This window comes from Streptomyces sp. NPDC052721 (genome assembly GCF_040678315.1).
Taxonomy (GTDB): Bacteria; Actinomycetota; Actinomycetes; order Streptomycetales; family Streptomycetaceae; genus Streptomyces.
The window spans coordinates 84190-104116 of record NZ_JBFATL010000031.1; the positions used below are offsets into that span (position 1 = coordinate 84190).

17 protein-coding genes and 2 pseudogenes are annotated in these 19927 nt (G+C 68.8%); 4 read left to right on the plus strand and 15 right to left on the minus strand.

Annotated features, from left to right (window positions below; genetic code table 11):
- Positions 1 to 7: 7 nt before the first annotated feature.
- The 5 genes from AB0L21_RS26860 to AB0L21_RS26880 all read right to left on the minus strand — a co-directional run bounded on the left by AB0L21_RS26860 (position 8) and on the right by AB0L21_RS26880 (position 3043).
- Positions 8 to 412: a hypothetical protein gene (locus tag AB0L21_RS26860; RefSeq protein WP_365786908.1), complete on the minus strand. Its 405-nt coding sequence runs from the start codon at positions 410 to 412 to the stop codon at positions 8 to 10.
- 247 nt (positions 413 to 659) lie between these two features.
- Entirely contained in the window at positions 660 to 1220 is a 561-nt protein-coding gene (locus tag AB0L21_RS26865) for an SUKH-4 family immunity protein (RefSeq protein ID WP_365705070.1), read from the minus strand.
- 279 nt (positions 1221 to 1499) lie between these two features.
- A complete protein-coding gene (locus AB0L21_RS26870) occupies positions 1500 to 1814 on the minus strand; it encodes a hypothetical protein (RefSeq protein ID WP_365786911.1) in 315 nt (104 codons plus the stop codon).
- Between the two features lie 537 nt (positions 1815 to 2351).
- Positions 2352 to 2795, minus strand: a complete 444-nt coding sequence (gene mscL / locus AB0L21_RS26875; RefSeq protein WP_365705074.1) for a large conductance mechanosensitive channel protein MscL — start codon at positions 2793 to 2795, stop codon at positions 2352 to 2354.
- Positions 2796 to 2845: 50 nt separating this feature from the next.
- Complete coding sequence (locus tag AB0L21_RS26880) at positions 2846 to 3043, minus strand: hypothetical protein (protein ID WP_365786912.1); 198 nt, start codon at positions 3041 to 3043, stop codon at positions 2846 to 2848.
- A 331-nt stretch (positions 3044 to 3374) separates the two neighbouring features.
- On the opposite strand from AB0L21_RS26880, the pseudogene AB0L21_RS26885 reads away from it, so the two are divergent.
- Positions 3375 to 3467, plus strand: a pseudogene (locus AB0L21_RS26885) (IS5/IS1182 family transposase); the annotation flags it as partial.
- A gap of 8 nt (positions 3468 to 3475) precedes the next feature.
- On the opposite strand, the gene AB0L21_RS26890 reads toward AB0L21_RS26885, so the two are convergent.
- The 4 genes from AB0L21_RS26890 to AB0L21_RS26905 form a co-directional block, all read right to left on the minus strand.
- The gene (locus AB0L21_RS26890; RefSeq protein ID WP_365786914.1) at positions 3476 to 4408 is read right to left on the minus strand and encodes an ABC transporter substrate-binding protein; all 933 of its coding nucleotides are present in this window, start codon (positions 4406 to 4408) and stop codon (positions 3476 to 3478) included.
- A 12-nt stretch (positions 4409 to 4420) separates the two neighbouring features.
- Positions 4421 to 5083, minus strand: a complete 663-nt coding sequence (locus tag AB0L21_RS26895) for an ABC transporter permease (RefSeq protein ID WP_365705078.1) — start codon at positions 5081 to 5083, stop codon at positions 4421 to 4423.
- Entirely contained in the window at positions 5083 to 5724 is a 642-nt protein-coding gene (locus tag AB0L21_RS26900) for an ABC transporter permease (protein WP_365705080.1), read from the minus strand. The genes AB0L21_RS26895 and AB0L21_RS26900 overlap by 1 nt, the downstream gene beginning before the upstream one ends.
- Before the next feature lie 310 nt (positions 5725 to 6034).
- Positions 6035 to 7069 carry an ABC transporter ATP-binding protein gene (locus AB0L21_RS26905; protein WP_365705082.1) on the minus strand — a complete coding sequence of 345 codons (1035 nt, stop codon included), beginning with the start codon at positions 7067 to 7069 and terminating at the stop codon, positions 6035 to 6037.
- Positions 7070 to 7210: 141 nt separating this feature from the next.
- Between AB0L21_RS26905 and AB0L21_RS26910 the strand changes: the two genes are divergently transcribed.
- Entirely contained in the window at positions 7211 to 8710 is a 1500-nt protein-coding gene (locus AB0L21_RS26910; protein ID WP_365786916.1) for an aromatic amino acid ammonia-lyase, read from the plus strand.
- Between the two features lie 282 nt (positions 8711 to 8992).
- Here the strand turns inward: AB0L21_RS26910 and AB0L21_RS26915 are convergent, their stop codons facing one another.
- The 5 genes from AB0L21_RS26915 to AB0L21_RS26935 form a co-directional block, all read right to left on the minus strand.
- A complete protein-coding gene (locus tag AB0L21_RS26915; protein ID WP_365705086.1) occupies positions 8993 to 10252 on the minus strand; it encodes an RNA polymerase sigma factor in 1260 nt (419 codons plus the stop codon).
- A 2-nt stretch (positions 10253 to 10254) separates the two neighbouring features.
- The gene (locus tag AB0L21_RS26920) at positions 10255 to 10674 is read right to left on the minus strand and encodes a YciI family protein (protein WP_365705136.1); all 420 of its coding nucleotides are present in this window, start codon (positions 10672 to 10674) and stop codon (positions 10255 to 10257) included.
- Between the two features lie 34 nt (positions 10675 to 10708).
- On the minus strand, positions 10709 to 11041 hold the full coding sequence (locus AB0L21_RS26925) for a DUF1801 domain-containing protein (RefSeq protein WP_365786918.1): 333 nt from the start codon (positions 11039 to 11041) through the stop codon (positions 10709 to 10711).
- 61 nt (positions 11042 to 11102) lie between these two features.
- The gene (locus AB0L21_RS26930; protein ID WP_365786920.1) at positions 11103 to 11651 is read right to left on the minus strand and encodes a dihydrofolate reductase family protein; all 549 of its coding nucleotides are present in this window, start codon (positions 11649 to 11651) and stop codon (positions 11103 to 11105) included.
- Positions 11652 to 12171: 520 nt separating this feature from the next.
- Positions 12172 to 12348 (minus strand): hypothetical protein, encoded by a 177-nt coding sequence (locus tag AB0L21_RS26935; RefSeq protein ID WP_365786922.1) that lies wholly within the window; start codon positions 12346 to 12348, stop codon positions 12172 to 12174.
- A 47-nt stretch (positions 12349 to 12395) separates the two neighbouring features.
- Here AB0L21_RS26935 and AB0L21_RS26940 point away from each other — a divergent pair.
- Positions 12396 to 12515: pseudogene (locus AB0L21_RS26940) on the plus strand (IS5/IS1182 family transposase); the annotation flags it as partial.
- Positions 12516 to 12656: 141 nt separating this feature from the next.
- Here AB0L21_RS26940 and AB0L21_RS26945 read toward each other — a convergent pair.
- Complete coding sequence (locus AB0L21_RS26945; RefSeq protein WP_365786924.1) at positions 12657 to 15923, minus strand: S8 family peptidase; 3267 nt, start codon at positions 15921 to 15923, stop codon at positions 12657 to 12659.
- A gap of 663 nt (positions 15924 to 16586) precedes the next feature.
- Here AB0L21_RS26945 and AB0L21_RS26950 point away from each other — a divergent pair.
- On the plus strand, positions 16587 to 19838 hold the full coding sequence (locus tag AB0L21_RS26950) for a S8 family peptidase (RefSeq protein ID WP_365786926.1): 3252 nt from the start codon (positions 16587 to 16589) through the stop codon (positions 19836 to 19838).
- The last annotated feature ends 89 nt before the right edge of the window (positions 19839 to 19927 follow it).

Below are 19927 nucleotides of genomic sequence, written 5' to 3' on the forward strand. Positions count from 1 at the left end.
GTGGCGGTCACCGAACAGTCCGGGCCGTCCCAGCGCGACGGTCATCGTCTCCCCCCGGCTGGAGCGTGACGCACAGGGTGACGTCGTCGCCGTCCTGGGTGTAGCGGGCGAGCCGCATCGCCCGGCCCGTCCAGGCGTCGAGGAGGTACGGCACCGTCGCCCCGCGGCCCCGGGTGCCGCGCAGGGTGACGTCGTGGTCGATCGCGGCCACCGCGGGCTTGACGGTCTCGGCGTGCTTTCCGTTGCACAGGTAGGAGAAGTCCGCGTCGTCGGTGGCCCGATGGGCGTTGAGGAGCGTGGAGGAGGTGGCGTAGCGGACGTCGGGGGTGACGCCGGGCTCGGCGAGCGCGTCGCCGACGGCGGCCTTGTCGGTGACGCGGACCACGCCCGGCAAGGCGAGCAGCCGGGCCATCAGCGCGCGCAGCCGGCCGGTCTCCCCCGCGTCGGGGACACCGGGAGTCAGTGCCTGGTCGAAGGCGCCGAGCAGGACGACGGGCAGGCCCGCCTCGGCCAGCTTCAGCAGCTTGCGCGCGTCGGTGACGGCGAGCGTCGGGGTGGAGCCGTAGAGGAAGTCGCCCTCGCCGAACAGCGCCTTGTAGGCGGGCCCGGCATCCCCGCACGCCCGGAGACATACAGCCCGTGACTCTGCCGGCCAGAGGTCAGTAGAGCCAGCGGTCCAAAAGCCCTGGCCAGAGAAACCCCTCGTAGCCGTTGAAGGCCGCCGGGTCGATCTCCTTCAGCTCCTCGGCCAGCCGGTTCAGCTCGGCGAAAGCCCGCTCTTCCTCCTCTTCAGAGAGGTACTCCTCGGGGCCGTCCGGCTCGCTGAGAAGCTCGGAAACGGTGACGCGACTGCCGTAACAGTGAAGGACGTCGAGCCACACGTCGACACCCGAGTTTGCGAACCATGCCTCCCCGTCCGGCATGACGAAGCAGACCTCTCCGGTCTCCGGCTCAACACCGAACCATGACCGCTCAGCCGGCGTATCCGGGCCGGTGTCCTCCGTGAGGCGGTAGAGCGGACCACGGGACGTGCGCAGGATCGGATCGGCCTCGCTCTGCATCACGACCCGCTCGATGAGGCGCGGAGCCACCGGGATGCCCACCTCGACAAGCTGCGTCTTCATGAACTCCGGGATCCGCCAGCCGGCTACAACGTCCCGTCCGACTCGCGTGACATGACCCGGACCGGCCCACTCGGTCAGCTGGTCGTACGTCGCCATCGAACGGTCCTCTTCCGTCGGCTGCGGTCCTGACCCTACCGAGCCGACCTCAAGCTGAGGCAAGACCACATGTGCGGGACAGCCCTTAGCGAACCAGCGACGTGAACGCGCCCGCATCCGAAGTGAGAGACACGTCCGATGGGGCGGTCGGCCTGTTACGGCTGCTGCTTGAGCAATTACACCTGCTCCTGAAACACCCTGATCCCGGACGGCGTGAGCATTCTGACAGTCGTCCAAGCTGACATCTCGGTCAGCTCCCCGGCCCATTCTTCGAGATCATCACCAGCACCGTGGAAGAACCACCTCACAGTGGACCTGCACGTAATGGTCGTGATCACCATCGGCGTCGGAGACCTCGAACTGCCGTGTCAGGTCGACCGTGAACGTCGGAGAACCGTCGAACGAGTAGGTTCCGTACTGGAAAAGAAGGCCGTCACCATCAGGCGCTTCCGAGACGTCGAACAGCCGTCGGCCGAAGCGGAGGAAAGCCTGCCAGACGTCTTCCGTGCCAAGGTCGGCGAGCGCACGCTGCCCCGCCCTCAGCTCGCCTTCAAGTAGCCCCACGGCTTCGTCGACCGACGGCCTCCGTGTCATCCCCGCCCCCTCATCGCAGCGGCTCAGCCTACTCAACCCGGCAAACGTTCCCGGTCACAGCACTAGACACCGCCTTGATGTCGTCGGCGGCATACCCGGTCGGGTAGCTGATCGAAGGGCGGGGGTTGAAGCGGCAAGCACGCTCAGCCCCGTCGCCCCGGCGGCAACTGAGCAGCAGACCGGTCGAGCCGGGGCCTTCTTCCGGAAGACGGCATGGCGAGGCCATCAAGGCAGTGGAGTGCGCGGCGCGCGGCGTCATCCAGCCCGACGACGCGAAGGCCGCCCTCGGAACGATGCTGGGCGAGATCAGGAAGCATCCGGCCGCAGGAGGAACGGAAACCTGACCGAAGGATGCCCCTCCCGCAAGCGGGAAGCGACAGAGTTGGCGCACGGTCACCTACCCGGGGCATGGGCTGACGGCACGCGTCGGTGGTCAGACAAGAAGAAAGCGATCGCTGCGAGTTGGCCGCATGGGCAACCCGGCCAAGTGGTGAGCACGGAGGTTGTCCGGTTGTCACCGATCGATCAGGGGGCCGGTCACCCGGCCCGCTGGGTCGTCTCCCCGGCCTGGGCGGGTACCGCGGGCAGGGGGACGGTGCAGGAGGCGCAGCGTCGGGCCTGGGCGGGGACGGGGCTGAGGCACTCGGGGCAGTCCCGCTTGGGGGCTTGGACGTCATGGTGGGGAGCGAGGCGCTCGTGCAGCTTGTTGATCGGGAGTACGACGAGGAAGTACAGGGCGCTGGCGAGGAGGAGGAAACTGATCGCCGCGTTGATGAAGGTTCCGTAGGGAAACCTGGTAGCGCCTACTGTGAAGGTCTTGCGGGCCATGTCGCCGGTGGCACCGGTGGCCAGCCCCACGAGCGGGGTCAAAAAGGCGCTGACGAAGCCGTTGACGACGGCGGTGAACGCCGCTCCGATGACGATGCCGACCGCCAGGTCGACCACATTGCCGCGCAGGATGAAGCTGCGGAAGCCCTTCACCTTTTCACCCCTTCAAGGCCCATGACATCGACGGGCGGCACACCGACCCTTCACCCCGGATGCCCCGCCAGGTCTCCCCCATACCTGCTGGGCGGCGGCACCACGGCCGCCGCCGGCTCGCCGAGGCCATCCCCTGCATCGGTGTCGTCCGTCTCACCCGGCTCGGGCCAGTGGCCGAACGGTCCCTCCTGGCCGGGCAGCGCACCCAGGGCCGGCGCGCCCTTGGCGCGGTGACTGCCGTGGATCATTCGCCTGTTCTCCTCGCTGACCGGTCTGGGATGCCGCCGGCAGTCTGCAATCGACCACGCGAGTCTGGGCCGGAGGCGGGCCGATCCCGGGCTCGTCGCGCTCGGTGGGCCTCCTCGCAGGGACGCGGCAAGGGCTCGACCGTCGGTGTCGGCCACGAGGCGCGCGACGTCGCGTCGAGTCTGCCGTTTCCCAGGACGTGTCGCCTTCTCAATGACTCGATCGGTGCCACGACCATGCGGATCACTGTGCTTTGAGGCGCCGCCCGGTACGGCAGGCTGCCCAGCCCACTCGAACAAACTGCTTGTCCGCTCCCAGCCCGGCGAACCTTTCCACCTGCGCCGCCGGCAGATCCGCGCAGTCATCCCGCAGCTGTCGGACCAGATCGGCCACCGCCTGCGGCGGGGCCGCCACGGCGGACGCCCGTCCGGCTTCTACTTCAGCAGCCCGTGCTGCCTGGCGTAGGCGTCCGCCACATCCTCGGGGTCCTTCTTGTCCTTGTCCACCTGCCGGTTCAGCTCGGTGAGCTGGGCCGTGGTCAGGAGGTTGCCGAGTCGGGCGAGGGCCTTGCGGACGGTGTCGTCGGCCTTGCGGTCGGCGATGAGCGGGACGATGTGCTGGCTGGGGACCAGTTGCTTGGGGTCGGTGAGGACCACCCAGTCGTTGGCCTTGATGTCGGTGTCGGTGGTGAACAGGTTCGCCACGTCCACGTCCCCCTTCTTCAGGGCGCCCTTGACCAGCGGACCGTCCGAGTCCAGCGACTTGAACTCCTTGAACTCCACGCCGTACACCTCCTTCAGGCCGACCGCGCCGACCTGACGCTTCTTCACCTCGGGCGCGGCGCCGATGACCAGCTTGCCGTTGTGGTTGCGCAGGTCGGCGAGGGAAGTGAGCCCGTACTTCTTGGCCGTTTCCCGGGTGACGACGAAGGCGTCCGAGTCCTCCGCCATGCCGTAGGGCAGCACCTGGAGCCCGGAGGGGAGGGCTTGGGTGAGAGCGTTTTGCATGGCGCCCGACTCGGTAGCGGTGGACTTCGGGTCGAGGTAGTTCAGGAGGGCACCCTGGTACTCGGGCAGCAGGTCGATGTCGCCGCCCCTGAGCGCGGGGATGACGATCTCGCGGGTGCCGAGGTTGGGGCGGACGGTCGCCTTCACACCGACGCCCCTCAGAGCGGCCGCGTAGAGGTAGCCGAGCACCTGGTTCTCGGTGAAGTTGGCCGTGCCGATGGTGACTCCGCCCTTGCTGGAGCCGCCACCTCCGGCGGCGGAGCCCTGGCCGTTGAGTGAGGTGATGCCGCTCCCGCAGGCGGAGAGGGCGGGGATGGAGGCGACCGTGAACAGGCCGCCGAGGACAGTACGTCGGTTCATTGGTCGTTTTCCCTACGCGGTGCGGTGACGGAAGAGGAAGCGCTGGAGGGCGGCGAGAACCACGTCCAATGCCACGGCGACCACGGCGACCAGCACCGCGCCGCCGAGCACCTGGACCAGGTCACGCTGGGCGAGGCCGTCGAAGACGTAGCGGCCCAGCCCGCCGAAGGAGACATAAGCGGCGATGGTCGCCGTGGCCACGACCTGGATCAGGGCCAGCCGCAGGCCCGTCATGATCAGCGGAAGCGCGAGCGGCAGCTCGACCTGGAAGAGGACCTGGTGGCCGCGCATGCCCTGTCCGCGCGCGGCATCGCGCACGTCCGGGTCGACGGCGTTCATCCCGGCGTAGGTGTTGGTGACGATCGCCGGGACCGCGAGGGCGACCAGGGCGACGTAGACCGGCAGCATCGACAGGCCGCCGGCGAGGAAGACCAGGACGACCAGGCCGACGGTCGGCAGGGCACGGCCGAAGGAGGCGAGGTTGATCGCGAGGAACGCGCCCTTTCCGGTGTGGCCGATCAGCAAGCCGATCGGGAGGCCGATGGCGGCAGCGATCAGCGTGGCCAGCAGGGAGTACTGGAGGTGTTCGGTGAGGCGGTGGGCGATGCCGTCGGGGCCGGTCCACTGGGAACCGCTGACCAGCCACGTCCCGAGGTTCTTGAACAGTTCGTACATCAGGCCCGCCTCCTGGCCCAGGGAGTGAGGACGTACTGGACGGCGACCAGCAGGGCGTCCGCGACGACGGCGAGGAACAGCGTGAGGACCACTCCGGTGATCACCGGGGTCGGGAAATTGCGCTGGAAGCCGTCGGTGAAGAGCTGGCCGAGGCCGCCGTCGCCGATGTAGGTCGCGACGGACACCAGGGAGATCGACATGACGGTGGCGATGCGGACCCCGGCCATGATCACGGGCAGCGCGAGCGGGAACTCGACGGTGAGGAGAGTGCGCAGGGGGCGCGTGCCCATCGCCTTCGCCGCCTCCTTCACCTTCACCGGGACCGAGTCCAGGCCCTCCACCGTGTTCCGCAGCAGGACGACCAGGGTGTAGATCGTCAGGCCGATCACGGTGGTGGTGCGGGTCAGACCGCTGACCGGCAGGAGCAGAACGAAGATCGCGATCGACGGGATGGTGAACAGCACGTTGGAAGCGCCGAGCAGGAGGCCCCGCAGCCGGGGTGTCCGGTGGGCGACCACGGCCAGCGGAAGCGAGACCAGCAGGCCGAGGGCGACGGCCGTCAGCGCGGCCTGCAAGTGGGAGAGGGTGAGGGTGGTGAGGTCGTCGGTGTGGGTGGATATCCACGACCAGTCGATCGTCATGCGGCCCTACTTTCCTTCGCGCGGCCCGCTCGGTGGCGACAATGGGGTCGCGCGAGCGGAGCAGTGATGGGTCTCATGCTGGCTGCCGTCCATGGCGCGGGGGCCTGATCCCCCTGTCCCCCTGCTTCTTCCGGGCCGTCGGCCAGGCTCTGCGGATCAACGCTCGGTGGGGCGAGGACGCGCAGGAGGGATTGCACCCGAGACCGTTGGACGGGGCGAGAGTCACCTTGTCCGGCGTCTGCGCCATGCTGCGGAGCCGCGAGCCCCGCCTGGCACAGCCCCAATTCCGCCGTGTGGCTCGACTTCAGCATCAGGCAGCGACCCTCACTTCGGTGTGGGCCCGGCCGGCGTGCTCGTGAATGTCGTCGCGGGTGGAGACGCCGGTGAGGACACCGTCGGCGTCCACGCGGACGATCAGGCCAGTGGGAGAAGCGACCGACTCGTTGAGGGCTGCGAGGAGGGAGTCGCTGTCCTTCAGCGGCCGCACCGGGATCTCGGCGTCCTGCGCGGCCCAGTGCAGGGGCTTGTTCTGCGTGTCGAGGACGAGGGTCCAGGTACCGCCTCGCGGAGCCGGACCCTGGGGGACCTCGGCGAGGGTCTTCAACGACAGCAGCTTCAGTCCGCGTTCGGCGCCGAGAAAGTCCGCCACGAAGTCGTCGGCCGGGCGGGCCAGGAGCTCGGCTGGTGGCGCACACTGGACAAGGTGGCCGCCAGTGCGGAACACCGCGATCCGATCGCCAAGCCGTACGGCCTCGTCGATGTCGTGCGTGACGAACACGATGGTCTTGCTCAACTCTTGCTGGAGCCGCAGCAGTTCGTCCTGGAGCTGGGTGCGCACGACCGGGTCGACCGCGCCGAACGGCTCGTCCATGAGCAGCACCGGCGGGTCGGCGGCGAGGGCGCGGGCGACGCCGACGCGCTGCTGCTGACCACCGGAGAGCTGGTGGGGGTAGCGCTTGCCGGCCTCGGCGGCCAGGCCGACGGTCTCCAGGAGTTCGGCAGCTCGGGCCCGGGCCTTCCTTCGGTTCCAGCCGAGCAGCAGCGGGACGGTGGCGATGTTGTCGAGCACCGTGCGGTGCGGGAAGAGGCCGGCCTGTTGGATGACATAGCCGATGGAGCGGCGTAGTTCGGCCGCGTCTCGCCGGGTGACGTCCCGGCCGCCCACGCGGATGGTGCCCGAGGTCGGTTCGACCATCCGGTTGATCATCCGCAGAGTGGTCGTCTTTCCGCAACCGGAGGAGCCGACCAGGACGGTGATGCCGCCTTCCGGCATCTCGAGGCTGAGGTCGTGGACCGCCGTGGTGCCGTTCGGGAAACGCTTGTGGACCGCATCGAACTGGATCATGAGATGTCCCTTGCCCGGCTGTATAACATCATGCAGAGTTCTCCCTGTGTGAATAGCTTGTCAACGGGTCGACGCCAATCCGCTGCACCAACTGACCGAACAGCAAGACCAGATGCCCGGCTTGAGGGGAGTTTGAGTGTGATGTCGTCTCGCATCGTGGACGCCTCGGAGTGTGCGCCGTTCCCGCGGGCCGCGACGGTCGTCCTTGACGGCAACGGGCTCGGCGTGGAGGACGTCGTACGCCTCGCCGACTGTGCCGCGCGCCCCGTCCCCGAGGCCCACGCGATGCGGCGCGCGGAACACACCTGGAAGGCAGCCCGGCAGATCGCGGCCACGGGGCGGGTCTACGGCCGCTCCACCGGAGTGGGTGCTAACCGGAATGAGGACGTGCCCGCCGATGCAGCCGCCGGCCATGGCCTGCGCCTGCTGCGCAGCCACGCCGGCGCCATCGGCGAGAAGCTGCCGGCCCGCCAGGTGCGCGCGATGCTCGCCGTCCGCGCCAACCAGCTGCTGGCTGGCGGCGCCGGCCTGCGGCCCAGCGTGATCACGGCGCTGTGCAAGGCCCTGGAGACCGGCGCCCACCCGGTCGTCAACGAATTCGGCTCCGTCGGCACCGGCGACATAGCCGCCCTGGCCCAGGTCGGGCTCGCGCTCGCCGGAGAACATCCCTGGCGCGGTGCCGACGCCCCCGAACCCCAGCCCCTCGACAACAACGATGCCCTCGCCCTGATCAGCAGCAACGCCCTCTCCCTCGGCCAGTCCGCGCTCGCCCTGCACGAACTGCGCGGGCTCGTCGGCGCCACACAGGTCGTCGCGGCGCTCTCCCTACTCGCCGTCGACGGCTCCCACGAGGCCTACTCCATGCCCGTGCACGCTGCCCGGCCGCACCGCGGCAGCGTCGAGGTGGCCCGGCGGATGCGGGCGCTCATAGGCGCCGCCGACCGGCCGGCCCCGCCGCTCGGCCGCATCCAGGACCCCTACGGCTTCCGCTGCCTGCCCCAGATCCACGGCCCCGCGCACGACGCGGCCGACGCCCTGGAGCAGGTCCTGACGGTGGAGATCAACGCAGCCGCCGAGAACCCGCTCATCGCTGCCGAGGACTTCACCGCCTACCACCACGGCGGCTTCTACCAAACCCAACTCGCCCTCGCGCTGGACCACTTCAGGCTTGCGCTCACCCAGGTGGCCCGCCTGTCCACCTCCCGCCTGTCCACGCTCAACGAGCCCACCTACACCCGGCTGCGCCCCTTCCTCGCCGATCACGAGCCGGCCTCCTCCGGCGTGATGATCCTCGAGTACGCGGCCGGGGCAGCCCTGGGCGATCTGCGGGCGTTCTCCGCGCCCGCATCACTCGGCCACGCCGTACTCTCCCGGGGCGTCGAGGAGCAGGCGAGCTTCGCCTCGCTGGCCGCGCGACAGGCCCTGCGCTCGTGCGACGCTTACCGTCTGGTGATCGCCTGCGAACTCGTCGCCGCCGTCCGTGCGCTGCGCCAGCGCGACCTGAGACCCGACCCCGGGCTGCCGGCGGGACAGGCGTTCGCGCTCGCCGAGACGGTTCTCAACCCGGACACAGCCGACCGGCCACTCACGGACGACGTGACAGCGGCAGCCGGACTGCTGGACCGGTTCGCAGCCATCTGAATCACGGAACGGCCAATCCCGCCTGCGTGACATGGGGTGATGTTCCACAGGCGGTCCGCGGGCTTCCCCCGCACGAGTAGTCCAGCCGTAGACCGTGACCTTGCTGGGTGTACTGGCTGAGGCACAGGCACGGCTGCCGCTGATCATTGGCGTGGATGACCAGCCCGACGCGACCGGGGGGCAGCGGCAAGGCACTGGCGGTAGCGCGCCGAGCGCCCCGTCAGCGAGGGCGGCAAGTGCTAGCGGAAGGGGTGGTCCTTGGGGTCGGTCAGTCACCGGTGGTCAGTTTGTCGGCGGACGGTCGTCGAGTGCCTGGCTCATGCGCTGGAGAAGGAGCAGGCGCTCGTGTCGGGTCGGTGCGAGTTCGGCGGCACGCTCGAGTTCCTCAGCCGCTTCGGCGTTTCGGCCCAGGCGGAGAAGGATGTCACCGCGGACTGCGCCGAGCAGGTGATAGCGTGCCAGCCGCCGGTCGTCCCGGAGGGAGTCGGTCGCTGCCAGGGCCGCGTCCGGGCCGTCGGCGTAGAGCAGTGCCACCGCGCGGTTGAGCTCGACCACGGGGGATGGGGCGAGTTGGGCGAGGGCGTCGTAGAGGGCGATGATGGCGGCCCAGTCGGTGTCGGCGAAGGTGTTGGCCCGGGCGTGGTATGCGGCGATGGCCGCCTGGAGTGTGTAGGGCCCGAGCGGACGGCCAAGTCCCGTCGCTCGGTCGAGCATGGCGAGACCATGCGTGATGAGGGTGCGGTCCCAGCGTTTCCGTTCCTGGTGTTCGAGCAGCACCGGGGCGCCGTTGGCATCGACGCGGGTGGCGAATCGCGAGGCTTGCAGTTCCATGAGGGCGACCAACCCGAAAATCTCCGGTTCGCCCGGTAGCAGTCCGGCCAGGATCCGTCCGAGTCGCATGGCTTCCCGCGCCAGGTCTCGCCGTATCCACGTGGCGCCAGACGTGGCCGTGTAGCCCTCGTTGAAGATGAGATAGACGACTTCGAGTACCGCGCTTACTCGTGCCGGCAGTTCATCAGCTGAGGGCGATGCGAAGGGAACGCGGGCTTCCGACAGCGTGCGCTTGGCTCGAGAGATGCGTTGGCCGAGTGTGGTGGAGGGGGCCAGGAAGGCGTGGGCGATTTCGTCGGTGCTGAGCCCGGCGATCAGGCGCAGAGTCAGGGCCACCCGGGACTCGAGTGGGAGCACCGGGTGGCAGGCGATGAAGATGAGCGTGAGCAGGTCGTCGGGGACCGGGTCGAGGGCCTGGTCCGCAACGTCGGGTGCCTGGTCGTCCAGGTCGGCCGCGATCAGCGCTGCCTTGTGCCGACCGGATTCCTCGCGCCGCGCACGGTCGATCGCCTTGTGCCGGGCGGTGGACATGAGCCACGCGCCCGGCCGCGGCGGGATGCCGGCGCTAGGCCACTGCTCAAGGGCGGCCACGAACGCTTCGGAGGCGAGGTCCTCCGCTACGGCAACGTCCCCGATCTGCCGAGCGAGCGTAGCGATGATCTGTGGCGATTCCATCCGCCACAGCGCCTCGACCGACTGGCGGATGTCCATGGTCAGGCTTCGCCACCGCGCTGCTGGAGCTCCCGGCTCTTCGCGAGCGTCTGGGAGTCGACGACTTCGGCGAAGTCGGCCATGTCGAAGAACGGGCGGATCTCAAGCGTTTGCGTCGCCCCGTAGCGCGGATCGAACGGGCAGCGCCTGGCCCATTCCACGGCCTCCGCGAGCGAGCCGACCTCCCAGATCCAGTAGCCGGCGATGATCTCCTTGGACTCGGTGAACGGCCCGTCGACGACGGAGGTCTCACCCGCCGTGAAAATCACCTGGGCTCCGGCGCTGCTGGGCTTCAGGCCTTCTCCGGCGAGCAGGATGCCTGCTTTGACCAGCTGTTCGTTGTACGTCTGCATCTGCTCGAACATCTCCTGGGACGGCTGGCCTTTGCTCTCGTCGTCGCCGGTCCCTTTTGTCATTACCATGACGCGCACGTTGGTGGTTCCCTTCGCTTGTCGGTCAGCGCGCGCCGGTCGTCCGGCGCAGGATGTCGGCGAGGAAGTCGTGGTCGACCTCGTCGCCCTCACGGATGTCGATGGCCTTGCGGTCACCGTTGCCGAGTGACCGAAGCAGCCCCGGCACGGCCTCGATGCCCGCCGCGTGGAGCACCATGAACGAGACCTTATCCCTCGCGATGTGGATCACTGCCGACGGACGGCCGTCGCGCAGGAAGTGAGGCTTTCCGTACTGCAGCGCCTCCTCGGCTTCAGGGAGGGTGCGGTGCACCATCTCTCGCAGCCCTGTGCACACCCGCGTCTGCCAGGGCTTCGCCATCTCGATGTAAGCCGTCACGTCGTGATCCATCTGGTCCTCCGGGTGGTTGTTCGGCTGCTCACCGGCTCGGTGGCACCGGTCAGGCGGTGGTCGGGCGATAGGTGAGCACCACGACACCCGATTCGAAAGTCACCGTCTCGGCCAGAGCGACCGGGGCGGTGCTCTCCGGTCGGAACAGCGGCCGGCCCTGGCCTTTGATCACCGGGTAGAGCCAGATGCGGTACTCGTCGAGCAGGCCAGCCGCGGCGAGATCGTCGGTGAGGCGGCCGTTTCCCCAGATGAGGATGTTGGCGCCGTCCTGCCGCTTGAGTCGGCTGGCGGTCTCGACGAGGTCGCCTCCAGGGATCACCGTGGTTGGTCCCCATGCGTCGGTGTCGACCGGCTGGGAGGCGACGACGTACTTGGCGATCGAGTTCACGTGGTCGGCGTAGGGGTTGCCGCCCATGGTCGGCCACGCCTGCGCCATGCCCTCGTAGGTGATGCGGCCCAGTAGCAGCGTGTCGGCACCGAGAGTGAGTTCGAAGGCGTGCTTCTGGGCTCGCTCGTCGTTGTACTGCAGCGACCACTCGTGCGGGTTGTCGATGTAGCCGTCGAGCGTTGTGTAGGTCGAGGCGATGATCCTGCGCATGGCGGTCCTCCTGTGTAGCTGTGAGCGGGCGGGGCAGCCCTGACACCCTGTCTTCGAACGGACAGCCGCGATTTCGACAGCGGCACAGAAAAGTCTTCGGCGATCACACCGGTGCACAGCGCTCGTGGGCGGAAAGGACGGCGGTGAGCGTCTTGCTGCCGCGCTGGGCCGGCACCTCGGCCGCACGGGAGCGGCGAGCTTCAAGCCAGGAACGCTCGGGCGCGGTGGTGCAGGTGCAAGCGGTGAGGCATAGCGGCGCCGCACCGCGAGCCGCCCTTTCCCGCCGTATGGGCTGCTTGGGACTGGCTGTTGTGACGTCCTGCGGAATCCCTTCCTTCTGCGGGGGCTTCAAGACGCCGTTTCTTCTGGGGAGCCTGCGGAGCAGATCAGGGGGCGATCTCGTCCGTCACGACACTGTGTTTCTCCAGCCACGTCGTCTGGTCCGACACCGATGCCGTACCACCGTCAGCGCCTCGATCAAGAGACGCCGGCAAAAGATCCGCCTGTTCGACCGCCCCGGTCAGCGGCGGCGGGACGCGGCCCGCTCCGCCTGCCGGCGCAGGGCAGCGACCCGGGCCGGGCGTCGGCGCGGCGCCGGAACCGGCCGGTTGCGTACCGCCGACAGGGGTGCCGGGCGGGTGCTGTCGGCGTTCTCCTGACCGAACAGGACAAGGAGCGCCGCCACGAGGGTCGCCACCAGCAGGAGGACCAGGTCGACCCATGCGACCCAGTTCCCTGGAGGTCCTGGTGCTAGGTGTCCCGCCGATCCGCTCCCGGCGTGGACCACGCCGACGGCGGCCCGCCAAGCTCCATGGCGACAAGGGGTACGACTACGACCACCTGCGGCGACGGCTACGCTCGCGGGATCGCGAGATCCAACGACGGACTACCGGCGCAGGACCCTAGCCCGACGCGGCCGACCATATGTGTGTACGCGGGGGCAGCAGCCAGGAAGGCGAGATGGCTGCGACCCGCGGTCTCCGGGCCGCAGCCGTACTCTGTGCGCTACCCGGTGGTGCGGTAGGCGCGATAGATGGTCTGCTTCAGAGAGTTGCCGTCAGCGTCTGTGAGGGTTGCGCGGAGCGAGACGGTACCGGCCTTGGCGGGGCTGCGCAGCTTGAGCAGCCCGCCGTCCACCTTGGTCTTCTGCCAGGTTCTGCCGTCGTCGTACGAGACGGCGAAGGCGAGATTGCGCAGGGTGCTGACCTTGGTGGCCGCGCCCTGGATGGCGAAGGGCACGGTGAGAGTGGTGCCGGCCTTGGTGGTACTGGCTGTCGAGAGCCTCGGGGAGAAGCGGACCACGGTCAGCGGCAGCTTCCGGGCGGTGTCACCGGAGACGTGGGCCGAGGTGAAGCTCCAGCTTGCGGTGACCCGGGTACTGACCGCGGACTGGGCCGCGCTGCGGGACACGTCGACGGACAGCGTGTAGGTGCGTTTGCCGGCGGGGAGAGTGTAGGAGCCGCCGGACAGCGGCTGGTCGGCGGTGAAGATCTGCTCGCCGTCGGCGTAGAGGGCGCTCTTCGCCGTGATGAACGGGGTCCTGCCTAGGTGGCCCGCGACGCCATCGGTGAACAGCGGCACATACGCGGTGAACGTGTCGCCGCGACGCAGGGCGCCCGGCTGGTACGTGCTCGCCGGGAAGTTGCCGGAGGGGAGGGCCGGGCCGAAGACTCCGACGTTGAACCGTTCGATGTAGTTCTTGCCCGCCGCGTAGGCCCTGGGCAGGTTCGTCTGCGTGCCCTCCCACGTCTCTTCGCCAGAGCCGCTGACCTTGTACTGGCTGACCTGGTAGATCCACTTCAGGCCATTGGGGAGCACGTATTCGATGGTGGAGGACGGAAGTGTGGCGCCGGTCTCGAAACGAGAGCTGAAGCCCCAGGGCGTCATCGGCGCGGCCGTGTAGCTCATCACCTTGTCCCTGCCAGGCGCGCCGACGACGAGCCTGACCTTGGTGAGCTGCGAGAGTTTGACGTTCCGTGTGAAGCCGGACAGATCGCCGGAACGGTCCCAGGCCAGGCGGTAGCTCACCGCGTTCTGCGTCCAGACGCCCTGGTACATGCCGAACGACTCCGCGGCTGGAACCTTGGAACCGAGCTGCGCTACGCGCAGATTGCGGAATGTGTCGAGTCTGTAGCTGCTGATGACGCGTCTGTCGCCGGTACCGACCGCGGTGTGCAGGATGGCTTCGACAGGCTTCGCCGCCTTGCCGGGGACGGTGATCGCGACCGGCTTGGCCTCGCGGGCGTCCATGACCAGGGTGGTGTCCTTGGTCAGAGCGAACTTGGGGCGCAGCAGCAGGGCCCAGCCACCGCTGGTCGCGTCGCCGATGGGTACCCGGCCGTCCAGGGCGTAGGTGCCCTTCGGCAGCCGGAAGGTGACCTCGCCATCGCAATCCCCCACTACCCGCGAGACGAAGTTGTCCAAGCCGTTGACGCCCGTCGTCCCATTCCCTTCGGCTCTGCCGTCCAGGCCGACGTGCCGGATGGTCAGGTTGTATGACTCGATTTCGCGGTGGACGCCGATGGCGGTGCGCACAGTGGTGACACCGTCGGCGGTGGCGGTCAGCGAGCCGCCGAAGGTTCCGTCGGCGGTGCCGGAGCGGGTGTCGGCGGTGACCGTGGCGGAGGCGTCGCCACCGGCGGGGACGGTGAGCTGCCGGGGCGTTACGGTGAACATGCCCTCGGCGGCGGGCTTCCCGCCACTGCCGTAGGCCTCGGTCGCCAGATCGAGGGTGACCGGCTCGGTGCCCGCGTTGTGGTAGGTGACGTCCCTGACGACGGGTGTGTCGTCGGTGTGTGGGTAGTGCTGGGTGCCGAAGTCCAGCGAGGCAGGACTGCTGGTGACCCGCTGGGTGATCGCCCTGGCGACGTCGATGCGGCCGGTTCCCTGGGTGTAAGCGGTGGTTCCGGGGAAGGCCTTGGCGGAGGCGGTGAGGGCGGCCTTGATCTGCTCGCCGGTCCAACTCGGGTGCTGCTGGGCGAGGATCGCGGCGGAGCCCGCAACGTGCGGGGTGGCCATGGACGTACCGCTCATCGACACGTAGCCGGTGGCCGCGGGATCACCCAGGTATCCCTCGGCGGCCTTGGCGGCGACGATGCCGACGCCTGGTGCGGTGATGTCGGGCTTGAGGGTGCCTTCGGCGGTCGGGCCGCGGCTGGAGAATTCGGCAGTGCTGTCGTCGCGGTCGACTGCGCCGACGGTGAGGGCGGAGGCGGCGGTACCGGGTGAGCCGATGGTTCCCTGGCCGGGGCCGTCGTTTCCGGCGGCTATGACGAACAGGGTGTGTGAGCTTGCCGAGAGGTCGTTCACGGCCTGCTCGATGGGGTCGGTGTCTGGTGTGTCCTCGCCGCCCAGGCTCATGTTGACTACCTTGGCGCCCTGTTGGACAGCCCACTGCATGCCGGCGATGATGCCGGATTCATCGCCCGAGCCGGAGTCCCCCAGCACCTTGCCGACCAGCAGCCGCGCGCCGGGCGCGACGCCCTCGTACTTCCCGCCCGACCCGGCCCCGGAGCCCGCGATGATGGAGGCGACGTGCGTACCGTGGCCGACGCGATCCACCATGTCGGCGGTGTCCGAAAAGTTTCTCTCCTCATCGATACGGGCCTTCAGGTCCGGATGGGTGGCGTCGACGCCGGTGTCCAGGACCGCCACTTTGACGCCGGCGCCGTCGTATCCGGCGGCCCAGGCAGTGGGCGCGCCGATCTGCGCGACGCTTCTGTCCAGACTGGCTCTGACCTTGCCGTCCAGCCAGATCTTTCCGAGCTTGTCGGATGCGATGTCGTCAGTGAGCCTGTTCCACAGGTCGCCGGCCTGCGTTTTACGGGCCTTCAGGGCATCGCCGTTGACGCTCGGCAGGTCCCGGCGGACGGTCGCGCCCAGACCTGTGAACGTGTCGGCCGCGACCGACGTGCCCCTGGCGTAGGTGACGATCAGCGGCAGGTCGGCCCGGTGGGCGTCGTCGTAGTGCTGGCTCACCAGGCGCTCGACGTCGAACAGCCGCCGGTCGACCTGGCCCTTCGCGATCAGCGTCTCCGCGTCACGCGGAACGACATACACGTGACCCCTGCCCTGCTCGACACGGAAGCCAACGCCCTCGCGGCCCCTGGCCGCCACCAGGCCGGTCACCTTGCCGGCGTAGTCCAGGGTGACCCGGTCGCCGGTGACCAGTGTGACCGTCGTCACGGGTCCGTTGGCGGGCTGTGTGGCCTGGGCGGCGTCCGCCGTGCCGCCGGACAGCAGTCCGGCCGCGAGCGCAACCGTCAGCGGCACAGCAGCCGCTGCATGTTTTGCGTGCCTTCTTCTCTGTCTTGTCAACGTGGTCAACGAGGAGCCTTCCGGTCCGGGGGTTCGCGGGGGCGGCCGATGTCCCGTCCCCGCGCATCCTTCCTGTCCGCAGGCGCTGTCAGGTTCCACCCTGTGCCGCCGACTCCGCACACCTGCGCTCCGAATCACTAGGGGGTATTTCGAGAGTCCTGTGCGGTGCCCGCGGTCTCCGGTGCGTGCCCCCGGCGTGCCGGACGAAGGCCCTCGCACCGGACGTACTCGGGGTTTCGGCCGGTGCGGCGAGAGTGCCTGCCGGGCGCCGTGGGTGCTGTGCGGGACGCTCGAAACACCCCTAGCCCGCTCGGCCCGAGGGACAGCTGAGGGGCAACGCAGGACGCGCGGACGTGGCGGTATGGCGGCCGCAAGGGGCTCGCACGGGTCGCGCCCCGCCGGGGGAGGCCACCCAGTCGCGTTATGCCATCGTGATCCCTCACTCAAAAGATCAACACATCGCCGAACCAGTCTTCGTGTTCCCTCCAACAAGAGATGGGGACAGCTTTTATGCGCAGACCCAGCGGATACCTGGTGAGTGCAATCGCCATCGCCATGGCACTCACCTCGGGATCAACCGGCGGAGCCTCCGCAGCTCCGCCGGGCGGTGGCCAAGGCGTGAGCACGGGCTTCGGCCGGGGCTCCGGCCCGCGGGCGACCACGGTGACGCTGATCACCGGTGACCGGGTCGATCTGGACGCCGAGGGCAGGGTGACCGGGGTCCGGCCCGCCGAGGGGCGCGAGCACATAAGGATGTCGGTACGGCAGGATCGGGACAGGACGTACGTGATCCCCACCGACGCCATGCGGCTCATCGCGAACGACACGGTGGACCGGCGCCTGTTCGATGTGACCGGCCTCGTCGAGGCGAGGTACGACGACGCCCACCGCGACGGGCTTCCGCTGATCCTCGCCTACCCGAAGGGTGCCGCGAAGGCACGAGCGCAGGCTGAGACCAAGGCGAAGGTGGCGGCGGCGGGCGCGGAGGTGGAGCGAAGCCTGCCCACGCTGAACGGGCAGGCGGTGTCGGCTCCGAAGGACAGGGCTTCGGCCGTGTGGCGGGCGTTGACCGCCGACTCGGGAAGGTCCGAGGCCCGGACCGCGGCGCCCGGGGTCAGCCGTGTGTGGCTGGACGGTCGGCGCCAGATGGATCTGGACAGAAGCGTTCCGCAGATCGGGGCGCCCACCGCCTGGGCCGCTGGCTACCAGGGCGACGGCGTGAAGGTCGCGGTCATCGACACCGGGGTGGACCAGACCCATCCGGATCTGGCGGGCGTCGAAGTCGCGGAGAAGGACTTTTCCGGCTCCGGCAGCCCCCTGGACCGCGTCGGGCACGGCACCCACGTGGCTTCGACGATCGCGGGCAGCGGGGCCAAGTCCGCGGGCAAGTACAAGGGCGTCGCGCCCAAGGCGAAGATCCTGGACGCCAAGGTGTTCGACGACGCCGGGATGACCTCCGACTCGTCCGTCATCGCCGCTATGCAGTGGGCGTCCGACGAGGGCGCCAGAGTGGCGAACATGAGCCTGGGCGGGGGCGACTCGGCGGAGATCGACCCGGTGGAAGAAGCGGTCGACTCGCTCTCCAAGAGCAGCGGAATCCTGTTCGTCGTCTCGGCGGGCAATAACGGCCCGGCCCCGGGGTCCATCGGCTCGCCCGGCAGTGCGGCAGCCGCACTCACGGTCGGGGCGGTGGACCGTGAGGACGACATCGCCCCCTTCTCCAGCGTGGGTCCGACGGCCGACGGCTCGCTGAAGCCCGACATCACCGCGCCAGGCGTGAACATCGTCGCGGCCAAGGCCGCCGAGGGACACCTCGGAACCCCGGCAGGGGACGGCTATGTCGCCATGAGCGGTACGTCGATGGCGGCACCGCATGTCGCGGGTGCGGCGGCCATCCTCGCGCAGGAGCATCCGGACTGGACCGGCGAGCAGATCAAGCAGGCCCTCACAGCCTCGGCCGTGCCCCATCCCGGACTGACGGCCTATCAGCAGGGCACGGGTCGTACCGATGTGGCGAAGGCGATCAAGCAGACCGTCGTCACCGAGCAAACCTCGGTCAGCTTCGGGATCCAGCGCTGGTCGAAGTCCGGTGCGGCACCGGTGACGAAGCACGTCACCTATCGCAACGAGGGGACCGAACGCGTCACCCTCGACCTGAAAGTGCAGTCCGTCGGGCCCGACGGCAAGCCCGCACCGAGCGCACTGTTCACCACCGACGTCCAGCAGGTCACCGTGGAGCCCGGCGCCACGGCACAGGTCGCGCTGACCGCGGACACCCGCGTCAGCGACCAGTACGGCGACTTCTCCGGCGCCCTGGTGGCCACGGCCGGCCAGGGAGCGCAGACCGTACGGACCGCCTTCGGGATCACCCGCGAGGCGGAGTCCTACGACCTCACGATGGATCTGCTGGACAAGAACGGCGCTCCGGCCCAGGCGTCGGCCCCCATGCTCATCAACCTCGGCACCGGCGCGTCGTGGGGGGAGTGGAGCGACAGCGGGAAGATCACGTTCCGCGTCCCCAAGGGTGACTACCTGGTGGACGCCCCGATCCTCACCCCGACGAGCGCGGGTGAGTCCGACATGTCCGAACTGACACAGCGCAAGCTGAGCGTCACCGGGGACACGAAGGTCGTCTTCGACGCACGCGAGGCAAACCCGCTCGACATCAGCGCTCCGGAGGCTGCGGACACGGTCCACGGGACGGTGGGATGGACCCTCGCCCACGGGGACGGAACAGCCTTCGTCAGCCGGCTCGTGATGGATTCACTGAAAGGCTTCTCGACCGCTTCGGTGGGTGAGGAGGTTCCCGACGACAAGGCGTTCCAGGCTCAGATCAGCACGGCGATGACCGCGGGCACGGCCTTCTACAACCTGCTCTACACCCATGACGGCAGCATGTTCGACGGTTTCACGCACCGCGCAGCGCGCAGTGAACTCGCCCAGATTGACGTGGGCATGGGCACCTCGGCGAAAAACAAAGTGGGCGCGGTCCTTCCCATGTGGTGGAACAACGGCACCGGCGTCCTTTCGGGTGAGGGGCCCTTGCTGCCCCTTTCGGCCGCCTCGAAGCAGTACGTCACCACACCGCCCGGGTACCAGTGGTCCTTCGGGGCGGGCCAAGCTCCCGCCGGCGTTCCGTTCACCGGTGAGTACGAGGTGCTCTTCGACCCCAACGAAGGCCGGACATACAAGGCGGGCAAGAGGTACGACCTCACCCTCAACGTCGGCGTCTTCAGCCCGGGCGTGCATCCCGGGGACGCGATTCGCTACAAGGACCAGGCGATGCTGTGCGTTCCCACGTTCGCCGACAGCGCGGGCCGTCCCGGATACTCGGTGACCACCAAGGCCACGATCACGGTAACGGTGGACGGCGTGAAGGTCGACGCGGCAACGGACCCCCTGGGTTGCACCGCTTTGTCGGGCCTGCCGGAGAAGTCGGCTGCGTACACCGTGAGCACCGATGTGTCGCGCAAGACGGATATCGCCGCGGTCAGTACCCGTATCCAGGCCGCCTGGACGTTCACGTCGGCGTGGGCAGGAGGCGAGGTGGCGAATCTTCCGTTGTCCACCCTGTCCTTCGCCCCGAAGCTGAGTCTGGGCAGCACCGCCAAGGCGGGCGATGAGCTGACGCTTCCGCTCATCGTCCGCGGCAACGCGGCCAACAAGGGAGTCAAGTCCCTCAAGGTCGAGGCGTCCTACGACGGTGGTGACACCTGGCAGGAGGCGCCCGTCCTCACCGCGTACGGCAAGAGCAGCATCACCCTGCACCATCCTTCGTCCGCCAGGTCGGTCTCGCTCAGGGGCACGCTGACGGATACCGAGGGCAACAGCTACAAGGTGACCGTCATCGACGCCTACCTCCTCGCCTAGGTCCTGTCGTCAAACTCCCGTCGTCCGCCCGGAGGGCGGGCCGCGCGGCGTCAGGTGCGTGCTCTCGGCGTGCCGGGCCCCGGCCCTCG

Bases quoted from the DNA above. Each gene is read 5' to 3' on its own strand.
- AB0L21_RS26860 (WP_365786908.1), bottom strand. From the start codon at position 412: ATGGCCCGGCTGCTCGCCTTGCCGGGCGTGGTCCGCGTCACCGACAAG.
- AB0L21_RS26865 (WP_365705070.1), bottom strand. From the start codon at position 1,220: ATGGCGACGTACGACCAGCTGACCGAGTGGGCCGGTCCGGGTCATGTC.
- AB0L21_RS26870 (WP_365786911.1), bottom strand. From the start codon at position 1,814: ATGACACGGAGGCCGTCGGTCGACGAAGCCGTGGGGCTACTTGAAGGC.
- AB0L21_RS26880 (WP_365786912.1), bottom strand. From the start codon at position 3,043: ATGATCCACGGCAGTCACCGCGCCAAGGGCGCGCCGGCCCTGGGTGCG.
- AB0L21_RS26890 (WP_365786914.1), bottom strand. From the start codon at position 4,408: ATGAACCGACGTACTGTCCTCGGCGGCCTGTTCACGGTCGCCTCCATC.
- AB0L21_RS26895 (WP_365705078.1), bottom strand. From the start codon at position 5,083: ATGTACGAACTGTTCAAGAACCTCGGGACGTGGCTGGTCAGCGGTTCC.
- AB0L21_RS26900 (WP_365705080.1), bottom strand. From the start codon at position 5,724: ATGACGATCGACTGGTCGTGGATATCCACCCACACCGACGACCTCACC.
- AB0L21_RS26905 (WP_365705082.1), bottom strand. From the start codon at position 7,069: ATGATCCAGTTCGATGCGGTCCACAAGCGTTTCCCGAACGGCACCACG.
- AB0L21_RS26910 (WP_365786916.1), top strand. From the start codon at position 7,211: ATGTCGTCTCGCATCGTGGACGCCTCGGAGTGTGCGCCGTTCCCGCGG.
- AB0L21_RS26915 (WP_365705086.1), bottom strand. From the start codon at position 10,252: ATGGACATCCGCCAGTCGGTCGAGGCGCTGTGGCGGATGGAATCGCCA.
- AB0L21_RS26920 (WP_365705136.1), bottom strand. From the start codon at position 10,674: ATGGTAATGACAAAAGGGACCGGCGACGACGAGAGCAAAGGCCAGCCG.
- AB0L21_RS26930 (WP_365786920.1), bottom strand. From the start codon at position 11,651: ATGCGCAGGATCATCGCCTCGACCTACACAACGCTCGACGGCTACATC.